20 protein-coding genes and 2 pseudogenes are annotated in these 17,782 nt (G+C 38.4%); 17 read left to right on the top strand and 5 right to left on the bottom strand.

What is annotated here, in order from left to right; all coding sequences use genetic code 11:
* Positions 1-27: 27 nt before the first annotated feature.
* Together AC6I3O_RS14475 and AC6I3O_RS14470 are read left to right on the top strand one after the other, a co-directional pair.
* Positions 28-1,131 carry an AAA family ATPase gene (locus AC6I3O_RS14475; protein WP_497851499.1) on the top strand — a complete coding sequence of 368 codons (1,104 nt, stop codon included), beginning with the start codon at positions 28-30 and terminating at the stop codon, positions 1,129-1,131.
* 1 nt (position 1,132) lies between these two features.
* A pseudogene (locus tag AC6I3O_RS14470) lies at positions 1,133-1,708 on the top strand (DUF3226 domain-containing protein); the annotation flags it as partial.
* 28 nt (positions 1,709-1,736) lie between these two features.
* Here AC6I3O_RS14470 and AC6I3O_RS14465 read toward each other — a convergent pair.
* Both AC6I3O_RS14465 and AC6I3O_RS14460 read right to left on the bottom strand, forming a co-directional pair.
* Positions 1,737-2,612, bottom strand: coding sequence for an ABC transporter permease (locus tag AC6I3O_RS14465; RefSeq protein ID WP_497851498.1), 876 nt, complete (start codon positions 2,610-2,612; stop codon positions 1,737-1,739).
* Positions 2,605-3,237 (bottom strand): annotated as a pseudogene (locus tag AC6I3O_RS14460) (ABC transporter ATP-binding protein); the annotation flags it as partial. The gene AC6I3O_RS14465 and the pseudogene AC6I3O_RS14460, both read right to left, overlap by 8 nt.
* Before the next feature lie 12 nt (positions 3,238-3,249).
* Here AC6I3O_RS14460 and AC6I3O_RS14455 point away from each other — a divergent pair.
* Genes AC6I3O_RS14455 through AC6I3O_RS14445 form a run of 3 tightly spaced genes read left to right on the top strand, consistent with a single transcriptional unit; the run spans position 3,250 to position 5,073 of the window.
* On the top strand, positions 3,250-3,720 hold the full coding sequence (locus AC6I3O_RS14455) for a helix-turn-helix domain-containing protein (RefSeq protein WP_497851497.1): 471 nt from the start codon (positions 3,250-3,252) through the stop codon (positions 3,718-3,720).
* A 59-nt stretch (positions 3,721-3,779) separates the two neighbouring features.
* Positions 3,780-4,457 carry a DUF3990 domain-containing protein gene (locus AC6I3O_RS14450; protein WP_497851496.1) on the top strand — a complete coding sequence of 226 codons (678 nt, stop codon included), beginning with the start codon at positions 3,780-3,782 and terminating at the stop codon, positions 4,455-4,457.
* Positions 4,438-5,073 carry a helix-turn-helix domain-containing protein gene (locus AC6I3O_RS14445; protein ID WP_497851495.1) on the top strand — a complete coding sequence of 212 codons (636 nt, stop codon included), beginning with the start codon at positions 4,438-4,440 and terminating at the stop codon, positions 5,071-5,073. Before AC6I3O_RS14450 ends, AC6I3O_RS14445 begins: the two co-directional genes overlap by 20 nt.
* A 344-nt stretch (positions 5,074-5,417) precedes the next feature.
* Here the strand turns inward: AC6I3O_RS14445 and AC6I3O_RS14440 are convergent, their stop codons facing one another.
* Positions 5,418-6,293, bottom strand: a complete 876-nt coding sequence (locus tag AC6I3O_RS14440; protein WP_497851494.1) for a hypothetical protein — start codon at positions 6,291-6,293, stop codon at positions 5,418-5,420.
* Between the two features lie 750 nt (positions 6,294-7,043).
* Here AC6I3O_RS14440 and AC6I3O_RS14435 point away from each other — a divergent pair.
* The 6 genes from AC6I3O_RS14435 (at position 7,044) to AC6I3O_RS14410 (ending at position 11,652) form a co-directional block, all read left to right on the top strand.
* Positions 7,044-7,952, top strand: a complete 909-nt coding sequence (locus AC6I3O_RS14435; protein ID WP_497851493.1) for a DEAD/DEAH box helicase family protein — start codon at positions 7,044-7,046, stop codon at positions 7,950-7,952.
* Entirely contained in the window at positions 7,907-8,158 is a 252-nt protein-coding gene (locus AC6I3O_RS14430) for a P-loop NTPase family protein (RefSeq protein ID WP_497853617.1), read from the top strand. Before AC6I3O_RS14435 ends, AC6I3O_RS14430 begins: the two co-directional genes overlap by 46 nt.
* A gap of 46 nt (positions 8,159-8,204) precedes the next feature.
* The gene (locus AC6I3O_RS14425) at positions 8,205-8,612 is read left to right on the top strand and encodes a hypothetical protein (RefSeq protein ID WP_497851492.1); all 408 of its coding nucleotides are present in this window, start codon (positions 8,205-8,207) and stop codon (positions 8,610-8,612) included.
* A gap of 271 nt (positions 8,613-8,883) precedes the next feature.
* The gene (locus AC6I3O_RS14420) at positions 8,884-9,066 is read left to right on the top strand and encodes a hypothetical protein (protein WP_497851491.1); all 183 of its coding nucleotides are present in this window, start codon (positions 8,884-8,886) and stop codon (positions 9,064-9,066) included.
* Between the two features lie 496 nt (positions 9,067-9,562).
* Positions 9,563-11,350: a DEAD/DEAH box helicase family protein gene (locus AC6I3O_RS14415; RefSeq protein ID WP_497851490.1), complete on the top strand. Its 1,788-nt coding sequence runs from the start codon at positions 9,563-9,565 to the stop codon at positions 11,348-11,350.
* Complete coding sequence (locus AC6I3O_RS14410) at positions 11,347-11,652, top strand: hypothetical protein (RefSeq protein ID WP_497851489.1); 306 nt, start codon at positions 11,347-11,349, stop codon at positions 11,650-11,652. Before AC6I3O_RS14415 ends, AC6I3O_RS14410 begins: the two co-directional genes overlap by 4 nt.
* 446 nt (positions 11,653-12,098) lie before the next feature.
* On the opposite strand, the gene AC6I3O_RS14405 is transcribed toward AC6I3O_RS14410, so the two are convergent.
* The gene (locus AC6I3O_RS14405) at positions 12,099-12,323 is read right to left on the bottom strand and encodes a helix-turn-helix domain-containing protein (protein ID WP_334635817.1); all 225 of its coding nucleotides are present in this window, start codon (positions 12,321-12,323) and stop codon (positions 12,099-12,101) included.
* 483 nt (positions 12,324-12,806) lie between these two features.
* Between AC6I3O_RS14405 and AC6I3O_RS14400 the strand changes: the two genes are divergently transcribed.
* The 6 genes from AC6I3O_RS14400 to AC6I3O_RS14375 all read left to right on the top strand — a co-directional run bounded on the left by AC6I3O_RS14400 (position 12,807) and on the right by AC6I3O_RS14375 (position 16,552).
* On the top strand, positions 12,807-13,055 hold the full coding sequence (locus AC6I3O_RS14400; protein ID WP_497851488.1) for a hypothetical protein: 249 nt from the start codon (positions 12,807-12,809) through the stop codon (positions 13,053-13,055).
* A gap of 76 nt (positions 13,056-13,131) precedes the next feature.
* Positions 13,132-14,010, top strand: coding sequence for an RpnC/YadD family protein (locus tag AC6I3O_RS14395; RefSeq protein WP_497851487.1), 879 nt, complete (start codon positions 13,132-13,134; stop codon positions 14,008-14,010).
* Between the two features lie 110 nt (positions 14,011-14,120).
* Entirely contained in the window at positions 14,121-14,936 is an 816-nt protein-coding gene (locus AC6I3O_RS14390; protein WP_497851486.1) for a ParA family protein, read from the top strand.
* A 6-nt stretch (positions 14,937-14,942) separates the two neighbouring features.
* On the top strand, positions 14,943-15,107 hold the full coding sequence (locus AC6I3O_RS14385; RefSeq protein ID WP_497851485.1) for a hypothetical protein: 165 nt from the start codon (positions 14,943-14,945) through the stop codon (positions 15,105-15,107).
* Between the two features lie 307 nt (positions 15,108-15,414).
* Entirely contained in the window at positions 15,415-15,933 is a 519-nt protein-coding gene (locus tag AC6I3O_RS14380) for a DUF6431 domain-containing protein (RefSeq protein WP_497849973.1), read from the top strand.
* Positions 15,934-16,027: 94 nt separating this feature from the next.
* Positions 16,028-16,552 (top strand): helix-turn-helix domain-containing protein, encoded by a 525-nt coding sequence (locus tag AC6I3O_RS14375; protein ID WP_497851484.1) that lies wholly within the window; start codon positions 16,028-16,030, stop codon positions 16,550-16,552.
* 74 nt (positions 16,553-16,626) lie between these two features.
* On the opposite strand, the gene AC6I3O_RS14370 is transcribed toward AC6I3O_RS14375, so the two are convergent.
* Positions 16,627-17,757: a transposase gene (locus tag AC6I3O_RS14370; RefSeq protein WP_497849426.1), complete on the bottom strand. Its 1,131-nt coding sequence runs from the start codon at positions 17,755-17,757 to the stop codon at positions 16,627-16,629.
* Positions 17,758-17,782 lie beyond the last annotated feature (25 nt).

Raw genomic sequence — 17,782 nt, 5'->3', positions numbered from 1 at the left:
TAAAAGGGAAGAAGGTGCGTGATTTAGATGATTTCTGCTATAGAAATTGACTCTTTTCGAGGAATAAAGAATTTTAAATTGGAAAATTTATTTCAGATAAATATTTTAACGGGTGGTAATAATTGTGGGAAGACAAGTATTTTAGAAGTATTGGCCAGCTATGGGCAGCCAGATGATTTCCGTATGTGGCGCTCGGTCATCCGAAGAAGAGTAGGAAGATTTTCTCCGTATGAAGGACTAACTGATTATGAAGGATTTTCTAATTTATTTGATATCAATGAAGAAAAAAAATATTTAGGATATAAAATTCAAGAGAATGAAAAATGGACAAAAGTATCACTATTTGCTGATACTATAGAAGAAGAAATGACAGGGAGAGCGTATAGAAATATACTAAATAAATATTTTGGCGAGGATCAGGAAAATGAGATGTTTGATAGCATTTATCTATTATCCGGACTAGATATAGAAATTGTAATTGATGAAAAAAGTGTAAATCAGTTTCGTATGTATGATGCAGAGGAAATTGTAAAATTATCACCCCGTAAAATGGATAATAGTAAGCATACAAAAAATGTTATATATATCTCTCCTTCTTATCATACAGAAAGATACAATTATTTACAGAATATTTTAGATAATCCGGAATTATATGAAGAAATCTTAGATATATTAAGAGAATATGATGAAGGCATTATTAGTATTAATTACTCTAATCATTCAAAAACAAGACGAGGTGTATATCAGATTTTGTCCAAATCCCATCAGAAAGCATTACCCCTGAATGTATATGGAGATGGAATGAAAAAAGCATTGTCATTAATAAGCGCGGCTGTTATGGCTCAAAATGGAATTTTGTTATTGGATGAGTTTGAAACAGCAATCCATACGTCTGCAATGGAACAGACGTTTAGATGGATACTGGAAACGTGTAAAAAATTAAATGTCCAGGTTTTTATGACTTCTCATAGCAAAGAGGCAATAGATAAAGTGCTAAAATGTGCCCCGGAACTTATGGAGGATATTGCGGTATATACCATGTATAAAGAAAATGAAGAAATTTCTGTGAGAAGATTGGGCGCTAAGAAAGCGATTGAGGTTCAGGACGAGATGGGATTGGAGTTAAGATAAGATGAAAAATATTATTTTGTGCGAAGGTTCAACAGATTATGTCTTGTTACAATATTTTATGAGGAAAGTCTACGGATGGGAAGATAAAGGAAAGTCAAATGAGAAATCGAATAGCAGATATTTTAAAAGTGTACGGACGATGATGAAAGAGAGTGACAGTCTGAGTATCAGGGGATGTGGAGGAGCTAAAAATCTTTTACCGGGATTTCAATATATGGTTGAATATAACAATTTGTCGTCAGAATCAGAAGCATTTGACAGGATTGTAATCCTTACAGACCGTGATGATGCGGGGACAGAAGCTGAGTTTTCAAAAAATGTAGAAGATATTTTAAATGAAGGGAATGTAAGGATTGATACGAATGTATGTAACGACTGCTGGGTAGAGTGTTATTATCATAATGGCCATGGAAAGGAAATGCGATTTCAGTTGCTATTGTTAGTGGTTCCTTTTGAAGATACAGGTGCAATGGAGACATTTTTATTAGAAGCCGTTTCTAAAAAAGATAATTATGATGCTGAGATAATAACGAAAGGAAATGCATTTATTGACGGTGTTGATTCTGAAAAACGATACTTGTCAAAGAGACGGTACATAACGAAAGCTAAGTTTGACGTATATTTTTCTGTGAGGACAGCGGCAACACAGTTTGTGGAGAGACAGGATATTTTGAAAAATGTGGAATGGGAAGAATATGCTGCACTGCAGACAGGATTTGCAAAATTAGGAGATTTATAGAATATATGAATTGAACAATATCACACAGTATCAGAATGCCTCCCCATCTAAACACCTGGCTGGAATATATAATCAGATACCCAAGCCCGTCTCGTGCCGCCAGAAATTCCCCGATAATTACCCCTACAAGACACAGCCCGATATTGACTTTCATATTGCTGATGATTGCCGGGATGGAGCTTGGCAGTACTACCTTTGACAAGGCATGGAAGCGGTTGCCGCCCAGGGTATAAATCAGTTTGATTTTACCTGGGTCAACGGTGGTGAAGCTGGTGTAAAGGCTCAGGATGCTTCCGAAAATGGCGACTGACATCCCGGCGACGATAATGGTCGTCTTGGTCGCGCCAAGCCATACGATTAAAAGCGGCGCAAGCGCAGATTTGGGCAGGCTGTTCAGCACGACCAGGTAAGGGTCTAATATTTCGGATAGTTTGCTGCTGAACCACAGGGCAACTGCCACCAGAATGCTGATGGCAATTACGAGCAGGAAACTAAGAATCGTTTCGTATAAGGTGACTCCAAGGTGGAGAAAGATGCTCTTATCCAGAACCATCTCAAAGAAACACAGAGCAATCTTAGAGGGGCTGCTGAAGATAAAAGAGTCAATGATTCCTACGTTGGCGGTGAATTCCCAGATAAATAAAAAACTTAGCAGAATCAGTACCCGGGATACCCTGACGATTCGTTTATGCCTGCGGTGCATGAGGAGATATTTCTGTTGTCCTGCTGACAGGTTACTCATCTGTATTCAACTCCTTCCATATGAGATTAAAATATGTTTTGAATTCCGGGGCGTTGCGCCGGTTCAGCGGTGTATCTTCGCTGAGGTCGAAAATCAGCGGGATAGTCTGCCGGATGGCGGCAGGGCGTCCGGTAAGAATGATGACTCGGTCGGCAAGGGAAATTGCCTCTGACAGGTCATGGGTTACAAGCAAGGCTGACTTTCCCTCTTTTCGGATAATCTGGCCGATGTCGTCCCCGACGGTCAGCCGTGTCTGGTAGTCCAATGCGGAAAAAGGTTCATCCAGCAGCAAAAGATCTGGCTCTAATACCAGAGTGCGGATCAGGGCGGCGCGCTGTCGCATCCCGCCGGATAACTCGGACGGGCGGGATGCCTCGAACTGTCGCAGCCCGTAGAGGTCTAAAAGTTCATGGGCCCGCTGCCTGGTACGGGCGGTCAGCATGTGCTGTACTTCCAGGCCGAGGATTACATTGTTGTAGATGGTGCGCCACTCAAAGAGTTCGTCGTGCTGGAGCATGTAGCCTACGTTTGTGGTGCTTTCTTTTAAGTATTTCCCATTGATTTTAATCAGACCTTTTTCCGGCTCGAGCAGACCTGCGATAATGGAAAGCAGCGTGGATTTGCCGATGGTATAGTAGTGGAAACAAAGGGAGCCGTTTTAACCAAATCGGCAAAAGTATTCGAGGGGATGTTTGAGGATAAGGCGAAGATTGAGCAGAGTATTTCGGCCAGGATTCGGTATTGTATGTACAAAGCAAAGGTTCCGCAATATAAGATTGCCAAAGCGATTGGATATGCAAAAGAAACCATATTCAATTATATGAACGGTAAAGTTTCAGAGGAACATATGAATGTGCAAATGCTAAAGAAGATGGCGGTATATTTGGGGCTGGATGAATATTATTTTTGTAATGAGTATCATAAGTTTATAGACAGTACAGATGTGCCGAAATTGTTGAAAGGCACACGGAGGGAAATGGGAATGTCACAGAGAGAGCTTGCGGCTGCGGCAGATATACCGTTGCAGTCTTATAAGAAATACGAGGAGGGACGGGTGCGGCTTCCGGAGAAATATTGGCGGGCATTGTTGGATATATTGACAAACTGACTCTTTAGGGATATAATATAAACAGGTAACTCTTGAGAGATACTACGAGGAGATTTATTATGAGTAAGATTGTTTTATATCACGGTTCAAACGGAAAAATTGAAAAGCCTCTTTTGGGAAAAGGCAAGGTTTATAATGATTATGGTCAGGGCTTTTATTGTACCAAACATATAGAGCTTGCAAAGGAATGGTCCTGTAATGAAGGTATTGACGGTTTTGCGAACAAATATGAGCTTGATACAGGAGGCTTGAAGATTTTAAATTTATCTTCAGAAGAATATACGATTCTTCATTGGCTTACTCTGCTTATGGAAAATCGTCGTTTCCGTGTGTCAACTCCTGTTATGCGCAGAGGTGTCCTATGGTTGAAGGAGTATTTTCTAGTTGATATCAGCGAATATGATTTAGTTATCGGCTACCGTGCAGATGATTCATATTTCTCATTTGCAAGAGCCTTTATCAGTAACGAAATTTCTTTGAGCCAGTTAAACTATGCTATGCGCCTTGGCAAACTCGGTGAGCAGTATGTTTTAAAAAGTGAAAAAGCATTTAATCAAATAGAGTTTATATCCGCTGAATTGGCAGATAATACTATTTACTATGCTCGCAGAAAAATGAGAGATGATAATGCTCGTAATGCTTTTTTTGCAGAGCTTGAAAAAGAAGATATTGACGGTATTTATATGAGAGATATTATCAGAGAGGAAATGACAAGTTATGATGTACGCTTACGATGAACTCTATCTGAATGACGCTATGAGAAACCTTGGCGAAGCATTTGATTATTCGGCAACTGTCTTGAATATCCCGATGGATGATTTTCTTGATATGTTTATTATAAGCGGTATTGCAGAACAATTTGCCGGCGGCGTTCCGAAGTTCGTATCAGGTCTTTCGGGAACAGAGCTTGTATGGGAAGTTTTAAATCGAACAAGGGAAAATATTGATTTGTCTGCACCACAGATTGAATATGACTACTCACCTGAATATTGGTGCGGTTGGATACTTGCGTTTTATCAATGGAATACAGGAAAGAGTTTTAAGGAAATTAAAAAATATCTGCCTATGAGTGAAATTTATAAGTTATACCCCACCTTGCACGAAGCAGCGGAGGAAAAGTTTGTTGATATAGCAAATTCTATACTTGAACGCAAAAACTTACCTACAAAATTGCAGACAGTACGCAGGGCAATCGGACTTTCACAAAAAGAGCTGTCTGAAAAATCAGGGGTAACACTCCGAATGATTCAGCAATATGAACAGCGGGCAAAGGATATAAACAAGGCAACTGCAAGTAACTTGTTTGCGTTGGCGCAGACACTCGGTTGTAAAGCAGAGGATTTATTAGAATAACGAGATAGCTAAAGCGATTGGATATGCAAAAGAAACCATATTCAAATATAGAATGGTAAAGTTTCAGAGGAACATATGAATGTGCAAATGTTGCCGATATTGTTGATAGAGAGACGGAGGGAAATGGGAATGTCAGGGAGAGTTTGCGGCTGTGGCGGATATACCGTTGTAGTTTTATAAGGGATAGGACAGGTGCGGAAACTGCATTTTTGTTACTGGAATCTGGAAAATGCCGCAAATTCCAGATTCCAGATATGGTTTGTTGGGAGTGTCAGAATTTTTGTGTAAGTTATTTTAAGAAATTTTATGAATACTTACAGGAAAATTCTGACACTCCCTTTGTGCTATGACAACTGCATAACCTTTGCTTCAAGTTCCTTTAATTCATCAAATGACAATGAGGGAACACAGTCCGCAATATCTTCAAATGACATTTTTCCTTTTTTAATCAATCTTTCGGCTGTTTCTATGTCTTTCTTATGTGCAAGAGTGTTTTCCATATCCTTCCAATAAGTTCTCATAATCTGCTCGTCATCAAATAAGCTCATCATAATCGTTAAAACCTCCTTTTGTTTGCCAATTAGATATTCTTTTAAGATGTTCCTATCCATGCAAATACGAATCGTTTCTTTAACCGTCTGTTCTGTCGCACCATACAGTTTTCTCTGTTCATCAAAAACTTTACAAAAAAGGATATATTGATTGATAATGTCCTCTGTGTCGCTCTCATAAATGACTTTTGCCTTTACTTCAATATCAATAGCTGCGCCGCCAAAAAACTCCTGTGATAAAGATATTATATCGGGTTTTCTGCCTTTATTGCCTGTATAGATGATATACAGTTCAGGTTTAGGGATTTTGACCTTTGTACTCTTATATAGACTTTGTGAAGTCCTCTCAAAATATTCATGGTAACTCTGTGCTAAATACAAGAGGATTCTGATTAAAATATTTACCGTCCAACTGGATTGAGCTTCTAACAGGAGCAATAAACTGTTGTTACCCACCATTATGCCCAAATCATTATATAAATTGTCGGTTAAAACATTGTCTATTGTTACAATATCAAGCGTATCCTCTGTTGCGTCCGTATCTTCTGGATGTAGCGTTTGATATAGTTCCAATAAATATTTTTTATCTTGGAAAAGGTCTAAAAATACGCTGTTTTTTGCGGTACGTTTTGCTTTGACCGCTTGTGTCTGGTTTGTATCGTCTTGCACTTTATCACCTCGGTTCCTTAAAATCTAAAGTTGGATATGGTAATATAGACTATTCCTGTTACATTTCAATTATACAAAAAAGTGTCCTTTTTTACAATAAAATTCACATTAAACTTCTTCTAAGTTTCTAATGCTATTTCATCGACAAAAGTGGAGTTTACTTGAAATGCAAAAGAAGATGGCGATATATTGGGGATAGATGAATATTTTTTTGAAATGATTATCATGAGATTATGGGCAGAGTAGATGTACCGAAATTGTTGAAAAAGAGACAACAGGAAATGGGAATGTTACAAAGAGATTGCAGCTATGGCTGATATACCATTGCAGTGTTATAAGAGATACGAGGTGGGATGGGTGCGGCAGTCGGAGAAATATTGGAGAGAATTGATGGACTAGGTATCACACGAATGTACGAGGTTACTTGCCTGTCGAGGGTAAGGGTATCGTAGTGGAAATAAATATATTAGGCGAATTGACAAAAGTACTCGTGGGTGATAGAAGTGAATATGTGGAAATTACATTTTGGTTACTGGAAAAAAAACTATTAATTTCCAGAAGAAATATAAAAATATTTGTGGTAGATTGAATAAAAGATATTGTTTGGATAGGTGAAATGATAAAGAAGGCGTGAGAAATAGTTGGAATTTTATAACAATTATTAGTTTTCTTGTTAAAATGCTTGGAAATTGGAATCGGCTATATAGTAATTAATCCCAAATTCCAAAAAACATAGTTTAAGGAGAAGTCATGCAAGAAGAATTCAAAAAAAAGGACAAAGAACAAAAGGTTGAAAAACGGTTTGTTTCAGATGAAATAGGAGAAAAATATAAAGAGTGGAAAAATAGAAATATTATTTTTATTACTTCTCCTACTGGTAGCGGAAAAAGTTATTTTATATTACATATATTTCTGAAATGGGCAATAAAGAATAATATGAGAATTCTCTATCTAGTTAATAGACGGATATTAAAAATGCAACTAGAAGAAGAACTAGAAAATGTGGAAGAAGAACTGTGCAGGGAGTCCTCAGATTGGAAGGTAAAGTGTACCTTAAATGAATATATAAATATTAAAACATATCAAAGTATTGAAAAAGAAATTAAAGGAAAAGAACCAAAAAAATTATTGTTCTATTTGAATCTTTTTTCCTGTGTCATTTATGATGAGTGTCACTACTTTTATGCCGATTCAAATTTTAATACAAATACAGAATTGTCGTATTCAGTTCTGAGGAAAGTGTTTGACAATAAGCTACAGATATATGTATCAGCAACGCCAGAAGAAATGATAGAAGAAGTAGATAAGTTTGTAAAGGAAGAACAAAGAGAATCCGAAGGAAAGATGTCATACGAACAGATTTTTGTGTGTCCTCCTAATGAAAGAAAAAGGGAATATAGCATAAGTGCTGATTATGGATATATAAGTTTAGAGATTTTTGAAAATATTGAAGACTTGGCCCATTTAATAAAAAGAAATGGAAGCGATAAAAAAGATAAATGGTTGATTTTTGTAGATAGTATCGAACGGGGGAAAGATTTAAGAAAAAGATTGCTGACTAAAAATGATTCAGAAGAAGAAAAGAAAATAATCAATGAAAAAGATGTAATTTTTTGGATGCGAAATATGATGAAAATGATGACAGTAAAGAAAGTGTGAATGAAATTGTAAACGAAGAATTTTCAAGTAGAAAGGTGGTAATTTCTACTGCGGTTATGGATAATGGTGTATCTTTCAAAGATTTTAACTTGACAAATATTGTCATAATGGCAGATACACGCGAAATGTTTCTACAAATGTTAGGCAGGAAGCGAACGGATGGAGGTAAAGTAAAATTATATATTTGTAAACAAAATATTTATTAATACAAAAGAAACTTTTTATTCAACTGAATGGAAGCAACAGGATATATTGAATGAAATATTAGAGGATACTGTATCTAGTCAATATATTAGAAAATTTTGTTATTCTTTAGGAGGGATTATAACCCTTAATTCTTTAGCAATAAAGAAATACCTTAAATTGAAGTTATTTTACAAAGATATGATAGAAAAAATGGAAAACGATGAGTATGCATTTGTAAAGCAACAGGCGGATTGGTTGGGGGTTTCGCACGATAAAGTAGAAGTCGTTATTGAAGAATCGAGCATAGATGAGCTATCTAAGAATAGAGAGAGATTAGAAAATGCGATTAAGGAAGTTTTAGGTGTCTCTATGACAAGAGAGGAAAATATTGAATGGAAACTAAAAATATGGAAACCTCTATTATATTTTTTAAGTAGAGACAAAGATTTCAAAGATGGTGAAGAAGATGCATAAAAAAGAATGATAGAACAATTTCTGATAAAATATTTGAACGGTGCATGACGCAGGCAGGGTTGCCTTATGTATTGAAAATAAAAAGAGGAAGTGAACAAAAAGGAATAGTCACCTTGTATACTATTAAAAAAATAGATTAAATAAATTGTTGTAGTATATTAATTGTACCTGGAAATAAATATAAACAACTCATTTAACAACCCATAAAGAATAATTTGCCAGCAGTTTCATAAACATATTATGAAACCTGACTGACGGAAAGCGGGTTGTGATGTCAAGAAAAAAGCAGAGTATTGAGATTGTTTTACATAAACCGACAGATATATCAGAGGTGTACAATGCGCCGCAGGTTACAGATTTTTGGAAAGAAATGATTCTAGCAAAGGTGCGGGCGTGCAGCCTCACACAACAAGACTACCTTCGATTATTGGAAAAGGATTTCGGTAATCATTAACAAAGATGATAACTGTTTCATAAAGTCCAATAATCAGGAGGATAAAATGAAGGTAAGGATACATCTACATAACCAAAAATACCGTTCCAAACCTAAAAAAAGTGAGATTGGTAAAATCAGCAATGAAATTACGGATAAAATTAAAGAGATTGATATTGAGAGATTTGCCCAAGAAGTAGGGAAAAAGGGAAGGACCTTCACCACATCCACATTTAACGGTAGGAGAGTGAAGGAGAATTTTGTGAGCCAGCAAGTATTTTGTCTGGATTTTGATAAAGGATTTACGATTGATGAGTTCATGGAACGTGCAAAACAATATGATATACATCCGTCCATGATATACAATACGTTCAGCAATACAAAGGAAAGCCCAAGATTTCGGGTGGTATTTATCAACGACTGTGAGATACAAAATGAGGAGGCTGCATTTGCTCTTATGTACATGCTGCTGGAAATCTTTCCAGAGTCGGATAAGAGCTGTAAGGATATAACGAGAATGTTTTTCGGCGGTAATGATTTGAAATTTGTTGATAGCAATGCAACGATTAATCTGGTTGATATTTCACTGAGTTTGCAAGCCTATTTAAAAAGCAGAGATAAGAAAAATTACCGCAGAAAAATAGAACAGATTGGCAAAAAAATGCAGGTACAGGTGGATAATGGAAAGCTGTGTATACACGAAGAGGTGTTAAGTGATATAAAAAGTGAGGAATTGCTTGCAATGACCAGTAATATGATAAGGGTGAATGCAACAGAATCCTCACTTTTTTATGTTATAGAAAAAGAATCACACAACCATTCTATGTGTAGACGGCAAAATAGGGAGAAGAAACAAAAGAAAGTACGGGGGATATCAGAGAAGATTTTATTGAAAAAATGTCCGCTTTTCAAAGATTTTTATGAGAAAAATATTACACATGAACAGAAGTTTTTGATTGCCACGAATTTATTATCTATCAGCGGGGGCGAGAACTTATTTTTTGCCGGAAATATCAACCATGTTGAGAAATGGAAGGAAAATTGTGAGTACCTAAAGCAATATCATTATGTACCGCAGCACTGTAAAAATGGAAATTGCCCCTATTATGAGAAATGCAGAAGCCCCACGATTTTAGACAAAGTAACAGAAAAAATTAGTAAGAATAGGATTGAGGGATATTGTGAGATAGAAGAAGCGGAGAAAATTTTGAGAAATTATCTGCTACAAGCTGTTCAGGCCAAGGAGAAAGGAATTTACTTGATTTCAGCTCAGACTGCTTTAGGAAAAACAAGTACCTATTGTAACATTGTGAAAGAGAATTACCAAAAGAAACCATTTATGGTTGTAGTGCCTACGACAAAATTACAAAGGGAGGTAGGGGAAGAATTAGAAAGGTTAGGCGTTCCGGTATTTATGACTGAAAATATTTATTATCTTTTGAGCGAGATACATTTAGATGATTTAAAAGATATGGCCATGTATCTGTACAAGATGGGATTTGGATATAAAGTGAAATCTGTGATAAAAGCTTATAAATCAAATATAAAGTTAGATGATATACAGGAAAGACGGCTGAGGGAATATTTGAACTCAAAAGAAAGACTGGAAGATAGCAGGTGTGTTGTAACGACACATGCCATGTTTTTATCATTTCAATCTGAAATCATCAGCAGGTATGAGGTGGTGATTGATGAAGATATTCTCATGAGTATTTTTAAGAATACGTCTACTATTAGTTTTGGAGATATTGAGTTAGCTCTTGAAATGGAGGCGATACCAGAAGAAGGACAAAGTTTTGTGAAACGGTTATTAAATGCTTCTGAAAATACTATAGAAGTAACAAAACCGTTGGAATTGCGAATCAACCAATTAGATAAAATTTACGAGAAAGAGATGTTAAGAAATGTACCATTGGTGGATTTTTTACAGGCAGCTTCCTATCAGGTGGATGTGCCAAAGAAACAGGTGAATTTCTTCAATGCGAGGCAAATCCCTGATGTTAAAATGACGATTGTATCTGCCACATTAAATGAAGAATTATACAAAAATTATTGTAAAGGGCAAAAGATTTGTTTCATGAAAGTCCCTGTTGCTAAGTACAAAGGAAAGCCGATACAATATACTGCCCATTCCTTGAGCCGAAGTAATTTAGCGGACATAGGATATGAAAAAATAAAAGAAAAGTTAGACAAATTTATTGAAAGCAAAGAAAAAATATTATCACTTTCAAAAAGTATAGAGAAGATTCTGAGATTTATTACGGGAAATCGGAAGGGTATAATGAATATAAAGGAAAGGACATGATAGTAATCGGAACGCCGCATAACGTACCTTTTGTATATCATCTAATAGGCGCATATTTAGGATATGATGCAGAGGATAAATTGTGCCTTCGGATGACGGAAAATGATACATATTCGTTTAAATTTATGACATTTAAAGATGATAAAATGAGAAATTTACAGTTTTATTTTATTGAGAGCGAGCTTGAACAGGCAATCGGTCGTGCAAGGCTGCTTCGGTATGATTGCAGGGTATATTTATTTTCTAATTATCCATGCAGACAAGCAGATATTATTGAGGATGAATATTTAGATTTAGCATAAAAGTTTTTGGTCGAATCCTAAAGCGGCGAATGAAGATGTTGGAATCGTTTGCTTTGAAATCTTTTATCAGTTTATTCGGTCAAAGCTGATATGAGGAAGAAGGATTTGATGGATGAAAGCAGACATTTCTATTCGTTGAGAGGGAAAAGTTAAATAAAATTGGTATATCACTCATGCAGGATTGAAGTGAAAACAGGGATGAGATTCTTTCAATATAACCAAAATGCAGAGTATACCTTGCAACTGTTCACAAAATGATGCAGAAATTATAATACATGAAAGAGTCAATCTATGAAAGTAGGAAAAATGAGTGAGAAAAAATACTATTTGAGATAACTTTAGCTTTTAAGGCAATAGAGCTGTCACTTTAAGCAATCTATTTTAAGAAATTCTGTATCTTGTATTTTTTATACTTAATGTAACAGCCTTGATTTTTATAAAAGATATCAGTTTATATTGAATCCGGATTTTTCGTAGATGAACTGGTCTACGGCAATTTTGCTGACCTTCCAGATGGAACCAATTCGGAATCCTTTGATTGCTCTGGTGTTTAATAATTCATAAGCCCGATTCCTTCCAATGCCTAAATATTCTGCCAGTTCACCGACTGTCATTAAAGGGGATTCGATTTCAGTATCGGTCGTTAGAGAGGGCTTCAAGATATCCATCATTGTTAAATTCTCCTTCCTGATTTGATATTTTACTTTAATGTTTGAATGGACTAATTTTATATACTTGAATAGATTATATAGGGATGTGAGATTTTGGTATAGTTAGGGGAAACTGGGTATAGTTAGGGATAGTTTAAGAGTAGGAACGTGATTTCAAGCTCTACAGGGAAAACCACAAGTAAATGGGTAGGAAAATTGCCGATATGAAAGAGAAATTATGATTGTGAATATCTCGGTATGACGGGATATTCCTTGCTTTTGCCGCATTGTAATGGGATAGCTGAGGATTTTAAACATATATCGTTTTTCTGGGAATTACTTCTATATGTCTATATTTCAGTAAGAGTATTGGATTTTGATTGTATATTATTATCATGATACTTGTAAAAGTACCAAGAAGTAATGTCCAGACTTTTTGGTATGTTCCGTGACAGAAGAAATCTGATTAGGATAGTATCATGCCATACAGCCATAGGAAGGATAGTGGCTGTCGGAGATTTCAGGACAAAGGAAGTGAAAATGCCGGACAAGAGATGGGAGGGAGAAAAGATGGGAAAAAGAATGGCTATCTGTGAGTTCTGTAAAAATCTGATAGAAGTTGGTGACGGTGATTTCATCTGTTGCGAATGTGAAGAACCCGTAGTCGTAATTAGTAAATTCGTATCAACTAATGATTACCTTAAATGTGGCAGCCGTAAATATAGGAAGGCTGGTGTAAGGAAATGTCCGTAAAGATATTGAAACCGATAATTGAAACCCCAAATAAAGTATGGTAGTATAAAAATAAAAGAAGGGCAGGTGAAGGACAATGGAGAAGGAGAACCGGGAACACAAGGACAGTGTCTTTGTTGACCTCTTTTACCAGGATGAAACGGCAAAGAAGAATCTGCTGAGTTTATATAATGCATTGCATGATACAAACTATAAGGATGAAACAATCATTCGGAAGGTAAAGATTGATGATGTCTTATATAAGAACTTCAAGAATGACATTTCTTGTGAGGTGAATGGGCAGGTGCTTGTTTTCGGAGAACATATGAGTACTATCAATAGAAACATGCCCTTGCGCTGCTTGATGTATGTGGGAAGGGCATATGAGCAGTTGGTAGACAGCAAGGCACGCTACAGGACGACATTGGTGAAGATACCAACCCCGGAGTTTTATGTATTTTACAATGGCGAGAAAGAACAGCCGTTAGAACGGGTATTATCTTTGTCAGACGCATTTATGAATCCGGCAAGAGAAAATTCTGTAGAATTAAAGGTCAAGGTCATTAACATCAATTCCGATAAAGCGCATGGGATTCTGGATAAATGTGGGATACTAAAGGAATATAGCCAGTTTATCAGCACGGTGAGAAAGTATTCGGAGGAAGAAAGCGCCATTAAAAAGGCAATCAAGGAATGTATTGAAAAGGGGATTCTGGCAGATTATTTAAAGAGGAAAGGAAGCGAGGTGGAGAATATGTTGATTGCAGAGTATAGCTATGAGGAAGATATGCAAGTGAAGCAAGAGGAAGCAAGGCAGGAAGGAATATGGCAGGGAAGACGTGAGGGAATCACTTTATCGGCAGATATTTTCCAGATGGTTAAGAAGAACCCGGATTTAACAAATGTACAGATTGCCGAGAATCTTGGCTGTAGTGTGGAAGATGTCGAAAGTACAAGAAAAATGTTTGGTATATAGTTTTATCATTGTTTTTAACGCTATCGGAGTAACTCTGATAGCGTTTTTTAATATGCAGATTTGCGAAAATAAATTTAATCAGAAATAAATCAAGGATGGTGACGAATGGTATGAAAACAATCAGTCTGCTAAATTTAAAGGGCGGGGTTGCGAAAAGTTTTACTTCGGTAAATATGGCTTATGAATTGTGGCGCAGGGGAAATCGGGTCTTAGTGTGGGATAACGATAAGCAGGGGAATCTGAGCAAGGCATTTGAACGGTATGAGGTAGAACAGACCGCACCTGCCGCAAGGATACTCAGCGGTAATTGGCAGAATCCGGAGGAATTGATACAGGCGACAGATTATGAAGGGATAGATATCATATCGGCGAACCTGTCATTGTTTGGTGCGGCCTGGAATCTGGTAAGAGAGGGCGGGGAGGATATGACAGGGAGATACCGGAGATTTGTAAAAGCCGGTATCAACAATCAGACAGAAGATTGCATTTGTGAAAGATATGATTACTGTATCATAGACAATCCCCCGGATATCGGAATCAATGTGGTCAATGCCCTTGGGGTGACGGATGAAGTTATTGTTCCTGTGAAGATTGATGAAAATGCGTTAGAAGGGCTGGATATTGTGGCCGGACAGATTGAGGACGCAAAGGCTCTGAATCCGTCTTTGACATTAAAAGGAGTGCTGGTTACGATTTACCAGAACACGGACGGGGAATCGGCAGGGTTAGAATGGCTCAGGCGGGAATGGGACAATGCAGAAAGCAAGCATTACAGGCAGTATAAGGTTCTTGGCAGGATTCGGTATTCTGCAAAGGTGGCAGAAAATTCTTTTGTGAAGAAACCAATCTACGAGTACAGCCCATGCTGCGGTGCGGCGCAGGATTATAAGCATTTCGTAACCAGTTATACGGGGATAGGGAGATGATGGGGCATGGCGAAATTTGGAATTAACGATTTGATAGACATTAAGAAAAAGGAGTCCGGGTCAGAGATAGTGAATGCGTACAAGGAGATATGGCTGAACCCCAGGGACGTGAAGCCTTCGGAGAGTAATTTCTACTCTCAAGAGAACATAGAATGTCAGCCAGCAAATTAAATTTATCTATTACCGCAGGTTTGCTGCAAATTAAAATCTTCATTCTAAAAAACATTACTATGTAAATGTGCCGTTTTTTCCGGCACATTGTTTTCGGTATTGAATCCCCACATCCATTGGTATATATTGGTGTATGGAACAAAAAAAGAAAGAACCAAACTCCCCAGCCGGTTCTTTCTTCCTGTAATGGCATCCAGTACTAAGGTGGATGCACTAAAAACACTACAATACTATGATAAGAAAAAACTCACTGATTTGCAAGATAATTCGTATAAAAAAAACATCCATACAGCTTTTCAATGAATATATGCTGTCTTATTCATGGGAGGATGAGACATGTCCATGGTGCGGCTCCAAAGGGAACTGCGTCTCCCATGGCTCTTACATGCGCTCCATGGCTGATTTCACGTATGGAAAGACAGTCTATGGGGAAATCTGTGTCCTGCGGCTGTGCTGTACAAGCTGCGGGCATACCCATGCCATCCTCCCTGATGTCATCATCCCTTACTCTGAATATGGCCTTTTCTTCATCCTTCGGGTGCTGGCAGAATACTTCCTTCCTCTGCATACGGTAGGAAAACTCTGCTCCCGCTTCGGCATCTCCGTGTCCATGCTTTACCGCTGGAGGGACCTCTTCCTGTCCCACAAGCAGGAGTGGCTCGGCATGCTTGTTTCCGCAGAGACCGCCCCGTCCGCATTCATAAAGGGCCTCTGTTTTCTGGAGCAGTATTCCATTTCTTTTGCCTGCCAGTTCGTCCTCCTGTCCGCGCGCTCATTCCTGCAGTCACACAGGAACCCCGCAGATTACCGTCAGGAGTTTTTCTGACACATCCAGTTCTGTGGGGCTTCACACGCCATGGGAATTCCCCTCCCGGCATCCAGGGGATATGATGGAAAAAAACAAAGGAGGATCCATGTCTATGGAACATCACGCAAAAAAACTTTCGGGAGCCGCTGCCATAGCGCAGTTCAAGCTCGCAGTCATAGCCCCTGCCATCCACGGGCTTTATCCGGATGCCTCAAGGAACGCTTATTATAAGCGCGTCACACAGCAGCCGCTCACACTCCCGGACGGCAGTACGGCGCACTATAAGCCAGGGACACTCTCCAAGTGGGAATCCCTTTACCGGAAAGGGGGGATTGACGCGCTCATGCCGAAAGAACGCTCTGACAGCGGCGGGACACGCGTGCTCCCGGATGCCGCCGTGGATGAGATCTACCGCCTGAAAGCGGAATTCCCAAGGCTGAACGCAACACAGATCCACCGCCAGCTTGTGGCAGGCTCGTTCATCCCGGCAACCGTCAGCGTGTGCGCTGTCCAGCGGTTTGTCAAGCACCATGACCTGAAATCAGCTTTGACGCTTAAATTTATGTTTACTTTCTTAGAGCACATTGGATTCCATTTTCTCACATCCATTTATCGTAACATCCGATTTGAGCCATAAAATCCCTACGCCCTGTTTCCGTACGTTTTTTCTTTATCGTCTATCCTTCCATCACCACCTCTCCCTAATGCTTTCTATATAAACCGTATCTGTATCTTCTGATTTATCTCTTCCTTATATTTCTCTAGCAGCAGTTCCTTCATGGATTCCATCATCCGCTTATGCTTTTGCTCCAAACTTTGCTTTACTTTCTTCCATATCCGCTCCCATGCCTCCAGGAACTGTCCGATCATATGTCCAATCTGAATCAGGTAATAATGGTTTTTCAACGCCTGGTAATTCCTGCTGTACAGATGCTCCAGATAGTATCCATGCTTCTTCTGTGCATTGAATCCCTCATTTTCAATCCTCCAGCGCATCCTTCCCCTCTCCGTCAGATCAGCCACATTTTTTCGGGTGACAGGCAGATCCGTCAGAAACCAGAATTCTTTTTGAATGATTTCTGCTCTTCCTTTTTTCTTCCCCTTTTTACTGAGTTGTTCTTGATATTCCCCGTATTCTGCCAGATTCACCTTATACCCTTTATAATCTATCTCTGTTACGTAATCATGCCATTCCTTCCCCGTCTCTCTTTTGCGTTCCTGATAATTCTTTTCTATTCCCTTCAATTTCCGGTATTCCGTTCCGATTGTTGGGATACTCCCTTCCTTATAACGCAGAATATATTTCCAATTTTTTCTCTTGCATCTCTTAAAAAAACCTTCACAGGCATACAGGCTGTCACCGCACAGGCAGATTGGCAACCTTGGAAATGCCTTTTTCAGCTTCTCCATCAAACGCCAGCACGCTTTCCTTTCACAATCCTGCTTCTCTATCTCCTTCCCATCTTCATTGTCTACGAATTCTGTTTGGATACTGATGAGGATTTTCGGGTGTAATACCAGTTTCGCCTCCAACACATAATAATAATTCTCCTGGTACTCCTTTCCCGTCCCTTTGTTATGAATCCGGTGCAGACTCTTCCCGTCCAATTCCCCACGGCTACTGCAAAGCTGCGTCCCGTCTATGATTACCTGCCAGTATTTTCCCCTGATACGCATATCTTCAAATACCCGGCTGCGCAACCATCTGCGGCATAGACAATTGATCACATCCTGCAGATTTTTCGGCTCCAGTTTTTCCAGATACCGGTTGATGGTTTCCCAATAAGGCAATTCATCCACTACAGCTTCTTCTTTGCACAAGCTCCAGACATTTTTTATCATGATCTCCGAATTGAATTCTTCACTT

Source organism: Sporofaciens sp. St.21A7 (genome assembly GCF_059728535.1).
Note: the sequence above shows the minus strand (reverse complement) of the source record. Positions and strands in the feature narration are given on the sequence as shown.